This is a genomic window from Pseudomonas sp. DF11 (genome assembly GCF_058148565.1).
In genome coordinates, this window is record NZ_JBYVYN010000004.1 from 311,991 (window position 1) to 331,516 (window position 19,526).

19 protein-coding genes and 1 pseudogene are annotated in these 19,526 nt (G+C 61.8%); 6 read left to right on the forward strand and 14 right to left on the reverse strand.

The features are described from left to right. Positions 1-103 precede the first annotated feature (103 nt). From AC30D9_RS14915 to AC30D9_RS14940, 6 genes are read right to left on the reverse strand one after another with little or no spacing between them, the layout of a single operon-like run. The gene (locus AC30D9_RS14915) at positions 104-1,783 is read right to left on the reverse strand and encodes an ApeI family dehydratase (RefSeq protein WP_490144303.1); all 1,680 of its coding nucleotides are present in this window, start codon (positions 1,781-1,783) and stop codon (positions 104-106) included. After that, positions 1,780-2,325, reverse strand: coding sequence for a COG4648 family protein (locus AC30D9_RS14920; RefSeq protein WP_109752080.1), 546 nt, complete (start codon positions 2,323-2,325; stop codon positions 1,780-1,782). The genes AC30D9_RS14915 and AC30D9_RS14920 overlap by 4 nt, the downstream gene beginning before the upstream one ends. Then, positions 2,322-2,576 carry an acyl carrier protein gene (locus tag AC30D9_RS14925; RefSeq protein WP_134922557.1) on the reverse strand — a complete coding sequence of 85 codons (255 nt, stop codon included), beginning with the start codon at positions 2,574-2,576 and terminating at the stop codon, positions 2,322-2,324. The genes AC30D9_RS14920 and AC30D9_RS14925 overlap by 4 nt, the downstream gene beginning before the upstream one ends. 9 nt (positions 2,577-2,585) lie before the next feature. Continuing rightward, complete coding sequence (locus AC30D9_RS14930; protein WP_134922558.1) at positions 2,586-2,843, reverse strand: phosphopantetheine-binding protein; 258 nt, start codon at positions 2,841-2,843, stop codon at positions 2,586-2,588. Further along, positions 2,824-3,633 (reverse strand): lysophospholipid acyltransferase family protein, encoded by an 810-nt coding sequence (locus tag AC30D9_RS14935; protein WP_109752082.1) that lies wholly within the window; start codon positions 3,631-3,633, stop codon positions 2,824-2,826. The genes AC30D9_RS14930 and AC30D9_RS14935 overlap by 20 nt, the downstream gene beginning before the upstream one ends. Then, positions 3,609-4,337 (reverse strand): beta-ketoacyl synthase chain length factor, encoded by a 729-nt coding sequence (locus tag AC30D9_RS14940; RefSeq protein WP_490144304.1) that lies wholly within the window; start codon positions 4,335-4,337, stop codon positions 3,609-3,611. Before AC30D9_RS14940 ends, AC30D9_RS14935 begins: the two co-directional genes overlap by 25 nt. A gap of 340 nt (positions 4,338-4,677) precedes the next feature. On the opposite strand from AC30D9_RS14940, the gene AC30D9_RS14945 reads away from it, so the two are divergent. Next, a complete protein-coding gene (locus AC30D9_RS14945) occupies positions 4,678-5,448 on the forward strand; it encodes a ParA family protein (RefSeq protein ID WP_307573699.1) in 771 nt (256 codons plus the stop codon). 125 nt (positions 5,449-5,573) lie between these two features. Here AC30D9_RS14945 and trxC read toward each other — a convergent pair whose 3' ends face one another. After that, positions 5,574-5,996: a thioredoxin TrxC gene (gene trxC, locus AC30D9_RS14950; RefSeq protein WP_122565348.1), complete on the reverse strand. Its 423-nt coding sequence runs from the start codon at positions 5,994-5,996 to the stop codon at positions 5,574-5,576. Positions 5,997-6,169: 173 nt separating this feature from the next. Continuing rightward, complete coding sequence (gene ycaC, locus AC30D9_RS14955; RefSeq protein WP_109752086.1) at positions 6,170-6,796, reverse strand: isochorismate family cysteine hydrolase YcaC; 627 nt, start codon at positions 6,794-6,796, stop codon at positions 6,170-6,172. Positions 6,797-7,003: 207 nt separating this feature from the next. On the opposite strand from ycaC, the gene AC30D9_RS14960 reads away from it, so the two are divergent. From AC30D9_RS14960 to AC30D9_RS14970, 3 genes are all read left to right on the forward strand, one after another. Next, positions 7,004-7,909: a LysR family transcriptional regulator gene (locus AC30D9_RS14960; RefSeq protein WP_209022198.1), complete on the forward strand. Its 906-nt coding sequence runs from the start codon at positions 7,004-7,006 to the stop codon at positions 7,907-7,909. A gap of 246 nt (positions 7,910-8,155) precedes the next feature. Further along, positions 8,156-8,434, forward strand: coding sequence for a hypothetical protein (locus AC30D9_RS14965; RefSeq protein WP_490144305.1), 279 nt, complete (start codon positions 8,156-8,158; stop codon positions 8,432-8,434). A 303-nt stretch (positions 8,435-8,737) separates the two neighbouring features. Beyond that, on the forward strand, positions 8,738-9,139 hold the full coding sequence (locus tag AC30D9_RS14970) for a helix-turn-helix domain-containing protein (RefSeq protein WP_490144306.1): 402 nt from the start codon (positions 8,738-8,740) through the stop codon (positions 9,137-9,139). Between the two features lie 61 nt (positions 9,140-9,200). On the opposite strand, the gene AC30D9_RS14975 is transcribed toward AC30D9_RS14970, so the two are convergent. From AC30D9_RS14975 to AC30D9_RS15000, 6 genes and pseudogenes are all read right to left on the reverse strand, one after another. Next, positions 9,201-9,551, reverse strand: coding sequence for a DUF6124 family protein (locus AC30D9_RS14975; RefSeq protein WP_134922567.1), 351 nt, complete (start codon positions 9,549-9,551; stop codon positions 9,201-9,203). Between the two features lie 544 nt (positions 9,552-10,095). Continuing rightward, complete coding sequence (selO, locus tag AC30D9_RS14980) at positions 10,096-11,559, reverse strand: protein adenylyltransferase SelO (protein WP_490144307.1); 1,464 nt, start codon at positions 11,557-11,559, stop codon at positions 10,096-10,098. A 36-nt stretch (positions 11,560-11,595) separates the two neighbouring features. After that, complete coding sequence (gene mscK, locus AC30D9_RS14985; RefSeq protein WP_134922569.1) at positions 11,596-14,958, reverse strand: mechanosensitive channel MscK; 3,363 nt, start codon at positions 14,956-14,958, stop codon at positions 11,596-11,598. Between the two features lie 34 nt (positions 14,959-14,992). Next, positions 14,993-16,735, reverse strand: coding sequence for a potassium/proton antiporter (locus AC30D9_RS14990; protein WP_307573709.1), 1,743 nt, complete (start codon positions 16,733-16,735; stop codon positions 14,993-14,995). Between the two features lie 276 nt (positions 16,736-17,011). Further along, positions 17,012-17,884 (reverse strand): methyl-accepting chemotaxis protein, encoded by an 873-nt coding sequence (locus tag AC30D9_RS14995; RefSeq protein ID WP_432421856.1) that lies wholly within the window; start codon positions 17,882-17,884, stop codon positions 17,012-17,014. After that, positions 17,867-18,703 (reverse strand): annotated as a pseudogene (locus AC30D9_RS15000) (MCP four helix bundle domain-containing protein); the annotation flags it as partial. The gene AC30D9_RS14995 and the pseudogene AC30D9_RS15000, both read right to left, overlap by 18 nt. Before the next feature lie 193 nt (positions 18,704-18,896). Here AC30D9_RS15000 and AC30D9_RS15005 point away from each other — a divergent pair. Next, the gene (locus AC30D9_RS15005; protein WP_134922571.1) at positions 18,897-19,127 is read left to right on the forward strand and encodes a hypothetical protein; all 231 of its coding nucleotides are present in this window, start codon (positions 18,897-18,899) and stop codon (positions 19,125-19,127) included. Then, entirely contained in the window at positions 19,124-19,426 is a 303-nt protein-coding gene (locus AC30D9_RS15010) for a cell division protein ZapA (protein ID WP_134922572.1), read from the forward strand. Before AC30D9_RS15005 ends, AC30D9_RS15010 begins: the two co-directional genes overlap by 4 nt. Positions 19,427-19,526: the final 100 nt, after the last annotated feature.

The window sequence follows — 19,526 nt, forward strand, 5'->3', positions numbered from 1 at the left end:
CCCAAATTCTGTGCAACGACACCGTTCGTTAGCGAGCGCTTCGCACTCGAGCGGGGCGGTGCGACGTCTCGCTAAATCCCCTCGCCACAGTAGGGCGGTGCGATTAGTCATTAGCCACCCCCAACACAATCCGCCCACTGGAACAGGCCGCCGTGTCATTGCGATAGGCAAAGTACAGCTTGCCGCGCTCGCGGTCGAAGCGCAGGTGCAGCTGGATTTCATCGCCAGGGCGAACCAGTTGCTGGAACTTCAGCACCTCCATGCCGACGAACCGGGGCGGCAGGTCCAGCAGTTGCCGGCCCAGGCTCAAGGCCCAATCGACCTGCACCACGCCTGGCAACACCGGCGCGGTGGGGAAGTGACCGCTGAAGTATGCAAGGTCCGCAGGCACGACCAGTTGCAGGTTCCACTCGCCGTCGGTTTCGACTTGCTCCAGCACGTCAGGGGCCTTGGGGCGTGGCGCCATCAGCAGCGCCTCGACCTCGGCCTGGGGCAACTTGCCCTGGGCGTTGAGCGGCAACTGCCGCAGCCAGCGCCAGCGCCGAGGCAGGGCAAGGGTTTCGCAATGCTCGCTCAGGTGCCGGCGCAGGCCTTCGGTAACGGCGCGCCGGCCCAGGTTGCGCAAGGCGTGCAGGCCGTTTTCGCTCAGCACCACCAGTGCGCCGAGGGAGGCACGCTTCTCCTGTACCACCCCCAGCCGCGCTTCGCTGACCCAGTCGTGGGCCATCAGCGCTTGTTCCAGCATCGGCAGAGAGATGCGTTTTTCTTCGAGCTTGACGATGCGATCCAGTCGTCCGAGTAGCTCAAAGCGCCCATCTGCGGCGATTCGCGCCGCGTCGGCGGTATGTTCCACATGCCCGGCCGGCAGATAGGGCGAAGCGATCAGCAAAGCGCCGTCGCTGTCCTGGCTGAGCTCGACGCCGGCAAAGGGCTGCCACAATCCGTCACCCTGGCGCCAGGCGATACCGCCGGTTTCCGAGCTGCCGAAAATTTCCGTCGGCCATTGTCCCAGGCGTTGCTGCAAGCTTTGCGCCGCCTCGGGGGGCAAGGCGCCGCCGGAGGAGAACACCCGGCGCACGCTGCTCAGGGCCGGCCAATCGAGGTTATCGCCCATGCGCTTGAGCAGCGCCGGGCTGGCGACCCAGGCGAAGGCCGGTTGTTCGCGGCTGGCGCGTTGCAGGTCCTCGGGAAACGCCAATTGCCGGCGCACGAACGGACGCCCGGCGCACAGTGGCCACAGCACCCGGAACAGCAATCCGTAGATGTGCTGGGCGGCAACGCTGCCGATCATGCAGGCCGGGCCCAGGTCGGCGCCCCACAATTGTTCCAGGGCGTGGACTTCGTTACTCAACTGGCGCAGGGTTTTCTCGATGCGCTTGGGCTCGCCGCTGGAGCCGGAGGTGCACAGGCTCAGCCAGCAGTGATCGAGGTCCAGTTCGGCGGCTTCCATGGGCGCCTGTTGCAGGTCGTTGGGATGCGTGTCGCCGGGCTGGTCGGTCAGCCATAGGTCCACATCCAACGCCCAGCGCTGGCGTGTCTGCGCTTGCAGGTCGGCGGGAAGCAAGACCCGGACGCCGGCGCGCCAGGCGCCGAGCAGGGCGGTGGCCAGGTCGGCGGCATCTTCCAGGTGCACTGCCACCTGCCGCACGCCGCGGGCTTGCAGGCCGGCCGCCAGGCACAACGCCGCGTCCCGAAGTTGTGCGTGATCGAGCGCCGGATCGAGCGCAACGGCGCGCTCCGACTCAGCCCTGAGCAGCATCTGCTCAAGTGTTATCCAATTCATGGGCGGCCTCTTACCCGTTGTCGTATGAGCCATTCAATGGCAAACAGCAGCCCCATCAATCCGTAGGAAATCAGGCCGGTGTACAACATCCACCAGCTCAGCGGCGCCCAGAGAGTCAGGGCGGCGGCGAGCAAACCGTTACACAGGAAAAACACACTCCAGGCCACCGTGACCTGGCGGGTGTACACCACCGCCTTGGCCGGCAGCTGCGGTTCGCGCAGGCGGGCCAGGCGTTCGATCATCGGGGGACCGTATTTCAGGCTCAGGACGAACAGCCCGAGCATGAACGCGCTGATCAGCACCGGGTACCAGCGCAGCAGGAGCGGGCTGTCGAACAGTGCCAGCAGTACGCAAAACACGATCGCCGTGGCCGCCATCCAACGGCTGCCGGGCCCGCCCTTGCCAAGCAATGCCCGGGCCAGCCACAGGCTACCGAGCAGCAATCCGAACTGCCACGGGGCGAAGTGCTCCATGCCGAAATACACCGCAAAGGGGTACAGCAGGCCCGCCAGCAGCAGGCCGAGGCCAATCAGCCGGGTCATGCGGCCGGTTGGACCAGTCGATAGACCGCCTCGACCACGTCATTGACGGTGCGCACCGACTTGAATTCTTCGGCGGCGATTTTCTTGCCGGTCTGACGCTTGATATGGTCGATCAGGTCGACCGCATCGATGCTGTCGATTTCCAGGTCCTGGTACAGGTTCGACTCCAGCGTTACGCGTTCAGGAGCCAGTTCGAAAAGCTCGACCAGAGCATCGCGCAGGGTATTGAAAATGTCGTCACGAGTTTGCATGGTCCGGTCTCAGGGGAGTTTTGCAGTGACGAAGGCCGCAAGGCTTGCCACATTGCTGAAATGGTTACGGGTGTCCTTGGCGTCGGCATCTATCTTGATGTCGTACTTCTTCTGGATCGCCAGGCCTAGCTCCAGGGCATCCACCGAGTCCAGGCCCAGGCCTTCGCCGAACAGGGTCTGGTGGTCGCCGATATCGTCGATGTCGATGTCCTCCAGGCCTAGGGCATCGATGATCAGCTGTTTGATGTCACGGTGCAGATCGCTCATCTTCGGCGAGCTCCTTGATGAAATAGTGATGCAGAAAATCGTTTAGCCTGCGCGAAGCCTGGGGTGGCGGGCCGAGCGCGGCGAAGGCCTGTGGATCTATATCGGCCCCCACGCGAAAACTGAAGTGCACGCGGCGCTGGGGAATGCGATACCAGGGTTCGGCCTTGGTCAGGGTAGTGGGGCAGACCTTGATGGTGACGGGCGTGAGGATTTTCGCACCCCGCAGGGCGATGGCCGCCGCCCCCCGATGAAAGGCCGGTGCCTGGCCTGGCTGGGTGCGCGTGCCTTCGGGGAAGACGATCAGGGTCTGGCCATCCTGCAGCGCATCGCTGGCGGCATCGAGCATGTCCATGCTGCCGTCGTTGCTGATGTATTGGGTCGAGCGCAGCGGGCCGCGGGTGAAGGGGTTGTCCCACAGGCTTTGCTTGACCACGCAGTTGGCGTTGGGCACCAACCCGATCAGGAACACCACGTCGATCAGCGACGGGTGATTGGCGATGATCATTTGTCCAGGGCGCCCAAGCCGTTCGGCGCCATCGATCCGGTAGGTCAGCACCCCGGTGCGGGCCATGAACCGGATAAAGAACCAGAACAACCGCCCGACCGTGCGTCGGGCCCGTTGCCGGTGGGCCTGGGCATCGCCGGGCCACCAGGCCAGCAACGGGAACACCAGCAAACGCAGGCACAGCCCGCCCAGCCCGAACAGGGCGAAGCTTGCGGCGGTCGCGATCAGGCGCCAGTAATAGGCGTCGCGATGTTTACCGGTCACCGGTTGCGTTGCCAGGTCCATACACGATTCTTCCAGGCATGTTGGCAGGTGGTTTGGTTGTTCAGCAGGGTACGCAACAGATCCAGGGCATGGGGCCAGTCACTGCCCGGCAATTGGCCGGCTTGCGCGCTCAGGTCCAGTTGCCAGTCGTCGCCAGGGGTCAGCAGCAAACCCATGGCATAGGGAAACGGCACGTCATTGACCCACGGTGCGTAGACCTGCGGGGGTTGCTCTTCGGTGATCACCAGCAATACTGCCGGCGATCCTTCGTTCAGCAGCGCGGCGGCCTCCAGCACGCCGTGCTCCAATCCGTCGCCGGTAGCGGCCAGTGCGGTCATTTCGCTGGTTTCGCCGCGCATGATCGACCACAGGCCAATCACTGCGTTGTGCACCGACAGACTGAATTGGGTCGGCGACAAGGGCTGGTCGGCTGCCAGGTCCTTGAGAATCTCGAAAGTGCGCGGGGTTTCGCCATGGCGGGAAATAAAGACCAACGGTAGGTCCGGCTCGCCCTCGGCCAGCGGCCAGCCGACACTGAAGGCCATCCGCGCCAGGCGGCTGAGGCGCCGGCGCTGCATGGCCGGCAGGAACGATACGTCAGGGGCGGCATCACTGGGCGGCAATACGACCGGCTGTCGGCTCCAGGCCTGCCAATCGTCCACGCTTTCGAGCCCAGGGGCCCACGCGCGCCATTGGGCGATATTGAAATTGATCAAAAAATTCATCCCACCCCTGCGGGCTTTTATTGTCACGGTTCAGTGGTTTGACCCGCGTCCAACCCTGCATGGTCTTGCGACCCAAGTGGCGCGCATTATCCCGGTGCGATTGGCTTGTAGCAAATACTGGTTACATTTTGTCCAGCGAAATGTACGGTTTGGTTCAGCTGCGAACTATTGTCGCGATCCTTGCCGGCTTGTCTGTCGGTTCTTTCTGTCATTTTCCGGGCGAATTGACGCTTCAATTGTTGGAAAAGCCACTGTTGCCGTAGTCCTTCTACGCAGAAGGTAGCTAAGCGGTGTCGCGGCCTACTACACTCGGGGATCTTTGATACACGGAGGTTTTGACATGCGGCGTGTGGTGTTCAATCAGAAAGGTGGCGTGGGCAAGTCCAGCATCGCCTGCAATCTGGCGGCAGTCAGCGCCAGCGAAGGCTATCGCACGCTGTTGGTGGACCTGGATGCCCAGGCCAACTCCACGCAATACCTGACGGGCCTGACCGGCGATGACATTCCCATGGGCATTGCCGACTTCTTCAAGCAAACCCTGTCATCCGGGCCCTTTTCGAAAAAGAACAAGGTGGATATCTACGAAACGCCGTTCGACAACTTGCACGTGATCACCGCCACGGCGGAATTGACGGATCTGCAGCCCAAGCTTGAGGCCAAGCACAAGATCAACAAGCTGCGCAAACTGCTTGAAGAGCTGGAGGAGGATTACGACCGGATTTACCTGGATACCCCGCCAGCGCTGAATTTCTACGCGGTTTCAGCGTTGATCGCCGCTGATCGGGTGCTGATCCCCTTCGACTGTGACAGCTTCTCCCGTCAGGCCCTGTACGGCCTGTTGGCGGAAATCGAAGAACTCAAGGACGACCATAACGAAGAGCTGGAAGTCGAAGGCATCGTGGTCAACCAATTCCAGGCCCGCGCCAGCCTGCCACAGCAGATCCTCGACGAATTGATTGCCGAAGGCTTGCCGGTATTGCCGGTGTACCTGAGCAGCTCGGTGCGCATGCGCGAATCCCATCAGGCCAGTTTGCCGCTGATTCACCTTGATCCACGGCACAAGCTGACCCAGCAGTTCATGGAGTTGCATAGCCTGCTGGAAGGCGCCTGATTCTGGCCTGTGCAAAACCAATGTGGGAGCGGGCTTGCTCGCGAATGCGGTGTGTCAGTCGACATCTATGTGTCTGATACGCCGCATTCGCGAGCAAGCCCGCTCCCACATTTGATCTCAGGGCTTCAAATCCCTTGGCTGCGCAACCAACCCATCAACTGTGGCAACGGCAGCGCCCCGCTCTGGCGCGCGACTTCCCGACCGTCCTTGAACAGGATCAGGCTGGGAATCGAGCGGATCCCCAACTGCGCCGATAACTGCTGATTAGCCTCGCTGTCGAGCTTGGCCAACCGGCATTTGCCCGTCAGTTGCGCAGCGGCCTGTTCGAACACCGGCGCGAAAGACTTGCACGGTCCGCACCAATCGGCCCAGACATCCACCAGCAACGGCAGATCGCCCTTGATCTGGCTGGCGTAGTCGCCTTGCTTGAGTTCGAACGGCTTGCTCAATAGCACCTGGGCCTTGCAGCGCCCGCACTTGGGCTGGTCGCCCAGGCGTTCGGCGGGGATGCGGTTGAGCCCGTTGCAATGGGGGCAGGGGATCAGCATTGGGCAGTCTCCAGAAAATCATTGGCGAAGATTTGAACACCGTGCAAAGCACACCGCAAACCTTTGTGGGAGCGAGCCTGCTCGCGATTGCGACCTGACAGTCAATACATCATTGACTGTCCTGCCGTCATCGCGAGCAGGCTCGCTCCCACAAAGGTGGATCGGTGTGGCTGTTATTTAGCGTTGGTCAGCGTGTTGTAGCTGGTCATCAGGTTGCGGTAGTCCGGGATGTGGTTGGAGAACAAGGTCGCCAGCCCTTCCACATCGTTGCGCCAGTCGCGGTGCAGTTCGCAAGCCAGGCCGAACCAGGTCATCAGTTGCGCCCCCGAGGAAGACATGCGGTCCCAGGCCGATTGACGGGTCAGTTCGTTGAACGTGCCGGAGGCATCGGTGACTACGAATACCTCGAAACCTTCAGCCAAGGCCGAGAGTGCCGGGAAAGCCACGCAGACTTCAGTCACCACGCCGGCGATGATCAGTTGCTTCTTGCCGGTGGCCTTGATGGCCTTGACGAAATCTTCGTTGTCCCAGGCGTTGATCTGGCCGGGACGGGCGATGTATGGCGCGTCCGGGAACAGGGTCTTGAGTTCTGGCATCAGCGGGCCGTTGGGGCCGGTTTCGAAACTGGTGGTGAGGATGGTTGGCAGCTTGAAGTATTTGGCCAGGTCGGCCAGGGCCAGCACGTTGTTCTTGAAACGGTCCGGGTCGATGTCACGCACCAGCGACAGCAGGCCAGCCTGGTGGTCCACCAGCAGAACGGCGGCGTTATCTTTGTCGAGACGGTTGTAGGAAGTAGTCATGGCGTAGCCCTCATTAAGTTTTGGTTGCCGAAGGTTTCGGCGTGGTTAAGGTTTTTAATGTCGGTGTAGCGATTGATCGGTGACTCATCCGGTCGAAGCGCTTCGGCTTCAAACCGTGTTGCGTTTCGATGGGTGTAGATTAAAACTGGCACCTTTGAATCGCTAGACTGCGAAAATCAGCCTTAGCGTTCTATTTGGAGAACGATCATCGAAGACCTCAACACGCTGTACTACTTCACCCAGGTCGTGGAGCACCGTGGTTTCGCCGCCGCCGGTCGCGCGCTGGACATGCCCAAGTCAAAACTCAGCCGGCGTATCGCCCAACTGGAAGAGCGACTCGGGGTGCGGCTGCTCCACCGCACCAGTCGCCATTGCACGCTGACGGAGATCGGCCAGGCCTATTACCAGCGTTGCCTGGCGATGCGGGTCGAAGCCGAGAGCGCGGCGGAAGTGATCGAGCGCAACCGCTCCGAACCCCAGGGGCTGGTGCGCATCAGTTGCCCGACGGCGCTGCTCAACAGTTGGGTCGGGCCGATGCTGACCCGCTACATGCTCAAGTACCCACGGGTGGAGTTGTTCATCGAGAGCACCAACCGCCGGGTCGACCTGATCCACGAAGGTTTCGACATCGCTTTGCGGGTGCGCTTTCCGCCGCTGGAAAACACCGACATGGTCATGAAAGTGCTGAGCAACAGCACCCAATGCCTGGTGGGCAGTCCGGCGTTCCTGGAGCACTTGTCTTCCCCGGCTTCCCCGGCAGACCTCAACGGCCTGCCGAGCGTGCACTGGGGCGCGGCGCAGCGCGAATACCAGTGGGAGTTGTTCGGCCCCGACGGCACCCGCGCGCTGATCCGCCATGAACCACGCATGGTCACCGACGACCTGCTGGCCTTGCGTCACGCCGTACTGGCCGGCATCGGTGTCGCCCATCTGCCCACAGTGGTGGTGCGCGAAGACGTAGCTGCCGGGCGGCTGGTGGAGCTGGTGCCGGGCTGGACGCCCAAGTGCGGCATCGTCCATGCGATCTTCGCTTCGCGCCGCGGGTTGCTGCCGTCGGTGCGCACGTTGATTGATTTTCTGGCCGAGGAGTTCAGCCAGAGTGATATGGCGTAGCGTGGAGGCAGCTATGCCAGCGTATTTGCCTTGTGGGAGCGGGCTTGCTCGCGAAGAGGTCGGCACATTCGATAGAGCTGCTGTCTGTCAGACCGCCTTCGCGAGCAAGCCCACTCCCACAGGGACTCGCTCCAGGCTTTTCCAACGACATTTATCAAGGTTGCCATTCATCAGGTGCGCCGCACTGAAAAGGTCTCACGGCCTCAAAAAGACACCACGTACCTGTTTGCAAACCCAGGAGGTCCCATGAGCCATCCTCAAGACCCAACCACTCCCCAGGCAGTGGACAACCCCAATGACGACGGCTTCGTCCTCGGCACCGCCGGCCGCGACGAAGACCCCAACGCCGCCCCGGCCTACGCCATCGACCGCCGCCATGAACGGGATGAACTGACCCCCGAAGACGCCCGCGGCATGCCCGGCTATCCCGAGGAAAAGCCACCTGCCAAACCCAAGGAGAAGGGGGTTGAGGAGGCAGAACCGGGGATCGAGACGCCTGAGCAGGGGAACGATAAGGTTGGATGAGCAGGCAGACGGTTTGGGCGGGCGATGAACCACTCAACGCCAGTCAGAAACATTGTGGCGAGGGGATTTAGCGAAACGTCGCACCGCCCCGCTCGGCTGCGAAGCAGTCGTAACCCGGCTGATGCGGCTTATCTGCTGCACCACGTTGACTGGTTTTTGGGGCTGCTTCGCAACCCAACGGGGATAAATCCCCTCGCCACAGAAGCTTCGTCTGTTTTCATCACTCTTGCCGAAATTATCGCAGTTTGCGATTAGCCAAGTCCGTGGTTAACTCGTCCATAGCAAAATGAGATGAGTAAAAAGATGAGTCCGCTGATCGAACAAGTCGCCGCCCATTGGGAGTTTGTGTCGCCCCTGCTGCGTAAGCCCGGGAGCGAAGAGGATTACGACCGATTGGTCGCAGCGCTCGATGAATTGTTGGAGTTGGTTGGCGAAGAAGAAGCCCATCCGCTGATGAGCCTGGTGGACATCATCGGTGAATGGATCGAGGCCTGGGATCATCAACACCGGCCAATGCCCAAGGCCACTGGCGTTGAGGCGCTTCGTTATCTGATGCGCGAACACGGTTTGAGCCAGAGCGATTTGCCGGGCATAGGCACCCAGTCGGTGGTATCGGAGATATTGAGCGGCAAGCGCCAGCTCAATTTAAGGCAGATCCGCTGGTTGGCGGAGCGCTTCGGCGTATCGGTTGAGACCTTTATTTGATGGCTTGGCGCGGCGCACTAACTGCGGCGAGGGAGCTTGCTCCCGCGCCACAGGGGAGGCGCTATGTCGACTGGCGGGGCTCGACGTTGTCCAGTGCGCGGTTCGCCAATAAGCTGCTCAGTTCGATCAACTGCTGAATGCCCATGGCTACGTGCCGCCTGGAGCCTTTCAGGTCGAAGGCCAGGTCGCTAACCATGGCGTTGGCCGAGGCTAGGTTTTCGCTAAGGTTGGCGAGCAGGGTTTCGGTGTCGACGCCATTGACGACGGTGAACAGTTGGCTGGGATCAGCCTCGGGTTTGCTGGGTTTGGGGTTGAGGTAGTAGTCGAGGACGCGCTCGGCCGTTTCGTCGAATTCTTTTGAGTTTGGGTGGGCTGGATCGGTATCTGGCGGGTTGGGGGTTGCTTTGAACATGGCGAATCTCCGTGATTGGTTGAGCCGCCACGACCTATCGCTAAACAAGTAAAGGTGGCGGCTGTACGCAGGTTAGCGATCCGGGTCACAGAAACCCCGGGTAGACCAGAAGGTCTCCCACGCACAGCCACCATTACGCGAGGTGCAGACGTAAAAGACTGCAATCGAGACTGGGCATTGTTGCGTCTGTGTTGAGTCGGATCGCTAAACCCGATCGCTGATTTTCAGCGACCAGGAAACGATAAAGCCCGACCCCAAGGCGCACAAGCCGGCGGATTCTGGCGCAGTTGTAGGTAACGGCGCAAGGCGGCGTAGCCTGGTCCTGAATGGTCCTACATCGGAATAAACACGCTGACTGTTACAGGAGTGGATTGGCTTGATGTTCAAGCGTTGGACTGAGAAGTCTGTGGTGAATTGAAGATCGCCATCGCGAGCAAGTTCGCTCCCACATTGGGAACTGTGTGGCCGCGATATTTGCGACAACACCCAATCCCTGTGGGAGCGAGCTTGCTCGCGATGACTGTCGTTCAGGCAAACCTGAACGTTACGACGAACAACTGATCTCCAGGTGCTTGCCCCACTCCGGCGGACGTTGCGCGTAGCTGTCCATGCCCGGTTGTTCTTCGAACGGCTTGCTCAGCACCGTGTGCAAGCGACGGACTTCTTCATAGTCGCCTGACTCGGCGGCGTCGATGGCTTTCTGCGCCAGGTAGTTGCGCAGCACGTACAGCGGGTTGACGGCGTGCATGCGGGCGCGGCGCTGGTCCTGGTCGACCACGCCTTCGCGGTTGACGCGGGCAATATACAGCTCGCCCCAGGCATCGAAGCCCTTGAGGTCGACGAAGTCATCGCGCAGGGTGGCGATGGCCAGTTCGGGGGATTGATCGCCCAGCCGGCGGAAGAACAGGCTGTAGTCGACGCCGCTGTTCTGCATCAGTTGCAGCAGGCGCTCCACCAGTTTCTGGTCGTCTTCTTCGGCAAGGGTCAGGCCGAGGCGGCGGCGCATCAGGTCCAGGTAGTGGGCTTGGAACAGCGGCAGGTACAGGCCAAGGGTTTCGCGCAGGGCTTCGACGCTGATGAACGGCGTCAAGGCCTGGGCCAGGGCACTGAGGTTCCACTGGCCGATGGGCACCTGGTTGCTGAACGAGTAGCGGCCCTGGTCATCGGAGTGGTTGCAGATGAAGTTGGCGTCGAAGTCGTCGAGGAAGGCGAACGGCCCGAAATCGAAGGTGATGCCCAGGATCGACATGTTGTCGGTGTTCATCACGCCGTGGCAGAAACCGTAGGCCTGCCATTTGGCAATCAGCTCGGCGTTGCGCTCGACGATCTCGCGGAACATCGCCAGGTACGGCTCCGGTTGCTCGCGGCATTCGGCGAAGTGCAGGTTCAACACGTGCTCGGCGAGGGCGGCATGCAGCTCGGGCTTCTTGGTGTAGTAGAAATATTCAAAATGGCCGAAACGCACATGGCTCGGCGCCAGGCGCAGCACCATGGCGGCGCGCTCCTGCTTTTCGCGCCACACCGGGGTGTCCGAACCGATTACGCACAAGGCGCGGGTGGTGGGGATGCCCAAGGCGTGCAGGGCTTCGGAGGCGAGGAATTCGCGGATCGAGGAGCGCAGCACCGCCCGGCCATCGCCCATCCGTGAGAAGGGCGTCTGGCCGGCACCCTTGAGGTGCAGGTCCCAGTGCTCGCCGGCCTCATTGTATACCTCGCCCAGCAGCAACCCACGGCCATCGCCCAGTTGCGGGTTGTAGTGACCGAACTGATGCCCCGAATACACCATCGCCCGGGGCTCGGTTTCGGCCCAGAGTTTGTGGCCGCCGAAGATCTCGGCAAACAACGCTGTCTGGGCTTCGGCCGGGTCCAGGTCCAGCAACGCCATGGCGGCCGGGCTGGCGACCACCAATCGTGGGTTGTCGATGGGCTCGGGCAGTACGTGGGTCGATAACCCGTCGCCCAGGCGGGCGAAGCGGTTATCGAAGGTCAACGTTTCCAGCGTTTTCATGGCCGTCTCCGGCGCGACGCCTTCAGGCAGCGCGCATCAGTCGAGTGTTTCTTGCGGCGGCTCGGGTACCGGCTTGATGCTGGCAACAGCCGAAGGCACGGGCGTGATGGTCTTTTTGTCGGGCTCGGCAGGCACCAGTTTGTACTCCTGGCCCTGAAGGTTCTTCAGATAGATTTCCATCTGCCGGAAGGAGATGTTGATGTGCTCCTTCTTGAACTCACGGTTGATGAAGCGGTTGATCTCATCCAGCACCGGGTTGCGGTCACCGAGGTCGCGTACGTGCATGCGCAGCTCATGGTCCAGGGTGCTTTCACCGAAGTTCAGGAAGTACACGATCGGTTCCGGTTCCTTCAGTACCCGTGGGTTCTCGCGGGCGGCCTTGAGCAGCAGTTCGCGCACCCGATCCAGGTCCGAGCCGTAGTCCACACCCAGTTTCAGGGTCACCCGGGTCACGGTGTCGGTCAACGACCAGTTGATCAGTTGCCCGGTGATGAAGGTCTTGTTCGGGACGATGATGTCCTTGCGGTCGAAGTCGGTGATGGTGGTCGCGCGGATGCGGATCTTGCTGACCGTGCCCGACAGGTTGCCGATGGTGATGGTGTCGCCGATCCGCACCGGACGCTCGAACAGGATCATGATCCCGGAGATGAAGTTGGCGAAGATCTCCTGCATGCCGAAGCCCAGGCCCACCGACAGCGCGGCCACCAGCCATTGCAGTTTGTCCCAGCTCACGCCCAGGGTGGACAGCGTGGTGACGAAGCCGACGCCGGCGATTACGTAGGACAGCAGCGTGGTGGTGGCATAGGCGCTGCCCTGGGCCAGGTTCAGCTTCGACAGCACGAACACTTCCAACAAGCCCGGCAGGTTGCGCGCCAGGGCGAAGGTGATGCCGATGATGATCAACGCGCCGAGCAGGTCGCCAATGCTGATGGGCACCATGCTCATGTTGGCGCCGGTGCCGCTGGTGTATTCGTAGAGGGTGATGTTGTCCAGGTACGAGAACACGCTGATCAGGTCCGACCAGACCCAGTACAGCGCGGCGATGAAACCACCCAGCAAGGCCAGGCGGATCAGGCGCAGGGATTGCTCGTTGACCTTCTCGATGTCCAGGGTCGGTTCCTCGACCACCGCTTCGCCGTCGCCGGCTTCCTTGGCGGCCTGGCGCTTGGCCAGGGCGCGCTGGTAGGCCAGGCGCCGTGCCGCCACCGACAGGCCGCGCACGAAGGTCGCCTCGATCACCAGCCAGAACATCAGCAGGTACAAGGTGTTGATCAGCCGGTCGCTGAGCTTCAGCGCGGTGTAGTAGTAGCCGAAGCACACCGCCACGAACAGCGCGATCGGCAGCGCGGTGAACAGCACGCCGACAGCCTTGCGAAACAGCGAGGCGTTCTTGTGTGTCGGGCTGCTCAGCAACAGGCGGCTGAGCAACCATGCCATCAGCGCGTAGCAGGTCAGGACCACCGGCATGCCAAGCACGTCGTCGGCCAGGGCCGAGGGTTGCAGTTCGGCCACGGCCACCACGGCCACCAGCGCCAGGACCACCAACCCAAGGCGGCGGATCCAGCCCTGGAGGAACTCGACCTGGGGTTTCTCCCAACGGAAATGCAACTCGGCCACGCCGCCGGGGGCCAGCACGCGATAGGCGGTGTAGAACACCAGCCAGGCCTGGCCGATCTGCAGCAACGCCGCGCCGAGATTGGCGTTCTGGCCACGGGCGTCGATCTGCAAGGCGTAGCCGCACAGCGCCAGCGCCAACGCCAACGGCATCGCCAGGAGGATATTGATCAGGATCGCCTGGGGCGTGTGCCACTGGCTGTCGCGCTTGAAGTGGCCAACGTCCTGGTGAACCTTGTTCAGCCGGGCATAGAGACTCTTGCGCCGCCACAGCAGCGCTCCGATCAGCAGTGCCAGGGGCAGGAACAGCAGCGGTCGTTGGGTCAGGCCATCGGCCAGTTCACTGAGGCTCGAAGCCCAGGGCAGTGAGTCGACCTGTTTCTCCAGGCGCACTGGCACCCCGCGCATCCATTCGAAATCCAGCGGTTTGTTGCTGGGGATCCAGAACATCTGCTCTTCAAGGGTTTCGCGCAGGTTCTGGGCGGTGCTGAGCAGTTGTTTCTGGTTGAGCTGCAAGGTGATGGATTCGTTGAGCACCGCGCTCAATTCGCGGTTCAGGCGTTCCAGCAGGTCGACACGGGTCAGTGCCAGGTCCAGCAGGGTCTTGCGCAGTTGCGGCGTGGCCTGCTCCGACGGTTGGGAGGCCAGCAGGCTGTCGACATAGGCGCTGGGATTGTTCAGCAACTCGCGCTGTTGGCTGACTTCGAACTGATACAGGCGGATGTCGGCGATCTGGTCGGCCAGGTTCTGGTCCAGCTTGAGGCGCGGCAAGGTCTGGCGCTGCTTGTAGAGGATCTTGGAAAGCAGCAGGCTGCCCTTGAGTACGCTGATCTGTTCGTCCAGGGCGGCGTCGGTCTGGGTGACGCTGTCCAGTAGTTGCTTGGTCTGCAAGTTCTGCTGGGTCACCTCGTTGAGACGGTCGGTGCTTTTGAGCAGATAGTCGGAGAGCTTCAGGTTGGCCGCGCTTTCGGTCGCCAGCAAGCTGCTGCCACCGGCCTTCTGGGCTTCGATGGACTGTTGGGTCACCGTCTCCTGGGACTGGGCCAGGCGCTTCTGGTTGATCAGGTTTTGCAGGTCCTGGATTTCCTGCTCCGTGCGGGCGATTTTTTCCATCAGCAAATCGTGCTGGCCGTTGCCCAGATCTTGCAATTGGCTATTACCGGCCAGCTCCTGGCGACGCAGCGGAATCAGCGCGTTGAGCGCCGCCAACTCGGCGTTGAGCTGGTCGCGCTGCTCGGCGCTCAGGGTTTTGCCGGCGTCTCGACCGGCCTTGAGGGTGGCGTTGATCTGCTGAATGCGGGTCTGGCTGTTGGAAATTTCCGCCTGGGCGCGCTCGGGACGGGTCTGGGCGGTGATGATCAGGCTGTTGGCATCGGCCAGGGCTTTTTGCAGGTCACCCTGCTGGGTGGAGCGATCCGAGAGCATTTGCTCGAGCTGGGGAATCGGCAGGTTGGCATAGCGTTGCGCCACCGGCACCACCGTGGTGCCCTTGAGCCGCGCCAGTTCGCGCTGGTTCTCGATGTTCTGCTTGGGCGCGGTCGCCAGTTGCTGTTTGAGCGCCTGCAGCTTCTGTTCGTAGTCGGCCTTGTTGCTGAGCTGGGTCAGAGTGTTCTGCAGGATGGCCTGCAGGGCTTTCTGGTCGGCTTCCGGCAGTTTGCGGTCGGCGATCTTGTCCAGGCTGGCCTGCACCGAAGCACTGGTGGGAAGATCAGCGGCTTGCAGTGTGCAGACGGAGAGACTCAGGCCCAGCAGGGCGATGGCGAAAAAGGAGCGCAGGGTAGGCATAGAGACCGGTCAAGCAAGTGAGAGTGGGAGCAGTTTAGAGGAACAAGCCGGGACCCGGGCGACTTCCTTCGGGGAATCTGACGCCCACTTTGGCGATCTTGTTCCCGTCCATGGCCGCGACAGTCCACAGAGTGTTGTTCCAGTCCACCTGGTCGCCGACCACTGGCGCACCGCCGACTTTCTGGGCAATGAAGCGCCCCAGGGACATGTCCGGGTCGATGCCATCCAGTTGCAATCCGTACAGGGCGGCAACCGCGGCCAGTTGGGCGTCTCCTTCGAGTACGAAGTCGCCAAAGAAGCGCAGATCCAGGCCCCGTTGTGGCGCTTGGCTGAACAGTTTTCCAAGGGCCGGCAAATCGTGTTCATGGCCGATAACACACAGCAAATCATCGACTTCCAACACCGTACTACCCGACGGATGGAGCAGTTGCTGGCCGCGAAACAGTGCGGCGATACGCGTGCCTTCGGGCATTTTCAGGTCCCGCAGGGGGGAGCCGATGCACCATTTTTCCGCGCCCAGGCGATAGATGAACAGCTCCCACTCGCTGGTGACGTGCACTTCCAGCGCCGCCCGGGAAATCGGTAGCGGCTCGGGCGGGACGGTCACGTGCAGCAACTTGGCGACCCACGGCAGGCTCGTGCCCTGCACCAGCAGCGAGACCAGCACGATAAAGAACGCCAGGTTGAAATAGAGCTGGGCGTGGGGCAGGCCGGCCATCAGTGGGAACACGGCGAGAATGATCGGCACCGCGCCGCGCAGGCCGACCCAGGAAATAAAAGCTATTTCGCGACCATGGAACGCCTTGAATGGCAGCAGGCCGACCATGACCGACAGCGGGCGCGCGAACAGGATCATCCACAGCGCCAGGCCCAGGGCCGGCAGGGCAATGGGCAGCAGGTCATGGGGCGTGACCAGCAGCCCCAGCACCAGGAACATGCCGATCTGCGCCAGCCAGGCCATGCCGTCGAGCATGTGCAGGATGCCGTGACGACTGCGCACCGGACGATTGCCGATCACCAGGCCACACAGGTACACCGCCAGGAAACCACTGCCGTGCAGGGCGTTGGTCAGGGCGAACACGGCCAGGCCGCCGCTGATGACCAGGATCGGGTAGAGACCGTTGGCCAGGTTGATGCGATTGACCAGTTGCAACATCAGCCAGCCACCGCCCAGGCCAAGTACCGCGCCGATGCCGAACTCGCGCACCAGATGTCCCAGCAGGCTCCAGTGCAGGCCGGTTTCGCCACTGGCGAGCATGCCGATCAAGGTGACGGTGAGGAACACCGCCATAGGGTCGTTACTGCCGGACTCGATCTCGAGGGTGGCGCTGACCCGCTCGTTCAGGCCCTTGCCGCCCAACAGTGAAAACACTGCCGCCGCATCGGTCGAGCCGACAATCGCGCCGATCAGCAGGCCCTGGATCAGGTTCAGGTTGAACAGCCACGCCGCCGCCAGGCCGGTCAGCCCAGTGGTGATCAACACCCCGACCGTGGCCAGCGACAACGCCGGCCACAGCGCCACGCGAAAGCTCGAGACCCGCGTGCGCAAGCCGCCGTCGAGCAGGATGACGGCCAATGCGAGGTTGCCGACCAGGTAGGCCGTGGCGTAGTTATCGAAAAGAATACCGGCGCCATCGACACCGGCCACCATGCCCACGGCCAGGATGATCACCAGGATCGGGATGCCCAGGCGGGACGAAAGAGAACTCACCAGGATGCTCGCACCTACCAGCAACGCGCCGATCAAGAACAGGCTGTTGATGGTCGTTGCAGTCAAAGGCGTTACTCCGGGAAAACTGAAGGGCGGGCACAGACTGACCATGCAGTCTGCGTGCCAGCGATTCTAACCTGTTGAAATGTGATGCTGTCAAAAAAGGTTGGGGGATCGGGTTCTGGGCGCAGCCCTTGTGGCGAGGGAGCTTGCTCCCGCTCGGCTGCGAAGCAGTCGTCGCTTTTGAAGTTTTGGGGCCGCTTCGCAGCCCAGCGGGAGCAAGCTCCCTCGCCACAACAGCATTGATCGCTCATGGATTGTGAGCGATCAATGGGTTTGCGGTTAAAGGCTGAATCGCCCAACCATGCTGTTCAGGTCCACGGCCAGGCGCGACAGTTCGGCACTGGCGGCGCTGGTCTGGTTGGCGCCGGTGGCCGATTGCACCGACAGGTCGCGGATGTTCACCAGGTTGCGGTCCACTTCGCGGGCCACCTGGGCCTGTTCCTCGGCGGCGCTGGCGATCACCAGGTTGCGTTCGTTGATCTCGACGATGGCGGTGTTGATGGTGTCCAGGGACATGCCGGCGCCGCGAGCGATGTTCAGCGTCGACTCGGCACGTTCGGTACTGTTGCGCATCGAATCCACGGCCTGTTCGGTGCCGCTCTGGATACTGCCGATCATGCGTTCGATCTCGCTGGTCGACTGCTGCGTGCGGTGAGCCAGGGCGCGGACTTCGTCGGCGACTACGGCAAAACCACGACCGGCCTCACCGGCACGGGCCGCTTCGATAGCGGCGTTCAGCGCCAACAGGTTGGTCTGGTCGGCCAGGCCGCGGATCACGTCCAGCACCTTGCCGATATCGCGGGACTCATTGGCCAGGTTGCCAATCAGCGTGGCAGTGCTTTGCACGTCGGCGCTCATGCGTTCGATGGCGCTGACGGTTTCCTGCACCAGGTCACGGCCGTCACCGGCGGAAGTGGTGGCGTCTTTCGATGCTTCGGAGGTGCTGACCGCATTGCGCGCCACTTCTTCCACGGCACTGGTCATTTCGTTGACTGCCGTGGCGGCCTGCTCGATTTCGTTGTTCTGCTGGGTCAGGCCACGGGCGCTCTCGTCAGTGACGGCGTTGAGCTCTTCGGCCGCCGACGCAAGCTGTGTGGCCGAACCAGAGATCCGCTGCAAGGTGTCGCGCAGTTTCTCCTGCATGGTCGCCATCGCTTTGAGCAGGCGACCGGCTTCATCGGTGCCATCGACGGTGATTGGCCGGGTCAGGTTGCCCTTGGCGATTTCCTCGGCGGCGTCCAGGGCATTGGCAATCGGCTTGGTAATGCTATTGGTCAGCAGCCAGGCGAACAGCAGGGTCAGGCCGGTGGCGATGACCAGCAGCGTGACGACCAGCATGAAGGCTTTTGAATATTGCTGCTCAGCGCTCTGGTTGAAAGCCTCGGCCTGGTGGTTATTGATTTCCAGCAGGCGGCCCAGGATTGCGTTGATGGCTTCGGAGTTGCTCAGCAGTTCGGTGTTGAGCAATGCCCGCAGTTCCTCGATCTGATTATTGCGCGAGAGGGTTTTCATCCGCTCTTCGAGCTGACGGTACTGACCCAGCAGCTGCACATACTGATCGTAGGCGGCCCGTTCTTCCGGGGCGCTGATGAGTTTTTCGTAGGCCGTCTGGGCGGCGCGGATCTGTTGATTGCGTTGCTCGAACAGTTCGTAGGTTTTCTGCTGGATGTCCGGTTCGCGGTTGGTCAGCAAACGGTAGGACAGCACCCGCAGACGCAGGGTGAGCTGGGTGAACTCATCCAGGGCCTTGATGCTGGGCACGCTGTTGCGGGCGATGCTTTCGCCAGAGGTGCGGATGTTGCTCATCTGGGCCAGGGCAAATACCCCGAGGGCCAGCATCAGGGCGCCGATCAGGGCAAACCCCAGGAACGCCCGCGGCGCGATGTTCATATTACGTAGGGACATGGGAAGTACCGGAAGAAGACGCGTCCGTGCGGGGCTGTGACTGCTGTTACCCGACTTATCGGTCATACGACTGAAGTCTTGAGGCCGGCGTGTGCTTTTGTCGCAGGGTTACGGGTGCCGGGCGACGAAGGGTAGGAACCAGGCTCCCGAATCGCAGTCTCTACAGCTCGCGAGCGAAGCACCGCCGCCGTGTAAACCGTGGCATCGGCGGTGACTTTTCTTTATCGTACGCGCCCCTTGAAAATGCCTGGAAATCAATATGTTGGAAACATCCCTCAGCCAACTGGAGCAACTGGTCAACGACCTGGTGCAACAGAACCGTCACCTCACCGGCCAGAACGAAACCCTGAGCGCGGAACTTGCCAGGGCCAAGGATGAAAACGAGAGCCTGCAACTGAGCCTGATGGAACAGGAAGAACTGCACGGCGCTACCGCTGCCCGCATCCAGGCGCTGATCGAGCGCGCCAGCGCCGGTCCTGTCAGCGCATGAGGCACGGCGCCGATGGGGTGACAGTCATCTCGATCCTGGGAGAAGACTATTCAATCAAGGCCCCGGCTGGGCAGGAGCAGACCCTGCTGGACGCCGCTGCCATGCTCAAGGCCGCCCTGGCCGATACCAAAAGGAAATACCCGACGCTGATCGGCGATCGTCTGCTGGTATTGGCCGCGATGAATCTGTGTTCGCAACAGATGGAAATGCAAAAGGCTCATCAGGCGGAACTCGACCGTTACCAAGAGCAAGTCAGCGCCACGGTCGATGTGATTGCCAAGACAATTCAGCAGGCCTGAAGTCTAAGGACCAAGGGTTGGTGGTCTCATTGTGGGAGCGGGCTTGCTCGCGAAAGCGGTATTTCAGTCGCAAATGATTTGCCTGATCCACCGCCTTCGC

Coding starts and splice junctions, on each gene's coding strand:
- ycaC (WP_109752086.1), bottom strand. CDS start 6,796: ATGACTACTTCCTACAACCGTCTCGACAAAGATAACGCCGCCGTTCTG.
- AC30D9_RS15005 (WP_134922571.1), top strand. CDS start 18,897: ATGTTGGAAACATCCCTCAGCCAACTGGAGCAACTGGTCAACGACCTG.
- AC30D9_RS14920 (WP_109752080.1), bottom strand. CDS start 2,325: ATGACCCGGCTGATTGGCCTCGGCCTGCTGCTGGCGGGCCTGCTGTAC.
- AC30D9_RS15010 (WP_134922572.1), top strand. CDS start 19,124: ATGAGGCACGGCGCCGATGGGGTGACAGTCATCTCGATCCTGGGAGAA.
- AC30D9_RS14940 (WP_490144304.1), bottom strand. CDS start 4,337: ATGAATTTTTTGATCAATTTCAATATCGCCCAATGGCGCGCGTGGGCC.
- trxC (WP_122565348.1), bottom strand. CDS start 5,996: ATGCTGATCCCCTGCCCCCATTGCAACGGGCTCAACCGCATCCCCGCC.
- AC30D9_RS14935 (WP_109752082.1), bottom strand. CDS start 3,633: ATGGACCTGGCAACGCAACCGGTGACCGGTAAACATCGCGACGCCTAT.
- AC30D9_RS14975 (WP_134922567.1), bottom strand. CDS start 9,551: ATGTTCAAAGCAACCCCCAACCCGCCAGATACCGATCCAGCCCACCCA.
- AC30D9_RS14970 (WP_490144306.1), top strand. CDS start 8,738: ATGAGTCCGCTGATCGAACAAGTCGCCGCCCATTGGGAGTTTGTGTCG.
- mscK (WP_134922569.1), bottom strand. CDS start 14,958: ATGCCTACCCTGCGCTCCTTTTTCGCCATCGCCCTGCTGGGCCTGAGT.
- AC30D9_RS14995 (WP_432421856.1), bottom strand. CDS start 17,884: ATGGCGACCATGCAGGAGAAACTGCGCGACACCTTGCAGCGGATCTCT.
- selO (WP_490144307.1), bottom strand. CDS start 11,559: ATGAAAACGCTGGAAACGTTGACCTTCGATAACCGCTTCGCCCGCCTG.
- AC30D9_RS14925 (WP_134922557.1), bottom strand. CDS start 2,576: ATGCAAACTCGTGACGACATTTTCAATACCCTGCGCGATGCTCTGGTC.
- AC30D9_RS14930 (WP_134922558.1), bottom strand. CDS start 2,843: ATGAGCGATCTGCACCGTGACATCAAACAGCTGATCATCGATGCCCTA.
- AC30D9_RS14945 (WP_307573699.1), top strand. CDS start 4,678: ATGCGGCGTGTGGTGTTCAATCAGAAAGGTGGCGTGGGCAAGTCCAGC.
- AC30D9_RS14965 (WP_490144305.1), top strand. CDS start 8,156: ATGAGCCATCCTCAAGACCCAACCACTCCCCAGGCAGTGGACAACCCC.
- AC30D9_RS14915 (WP_490144303.1), bottom strand. CDS start 1,783: ATGAATTGGATAACACTTGAGCAGATGCTGCTCAGGGCTGAGTCGGAG.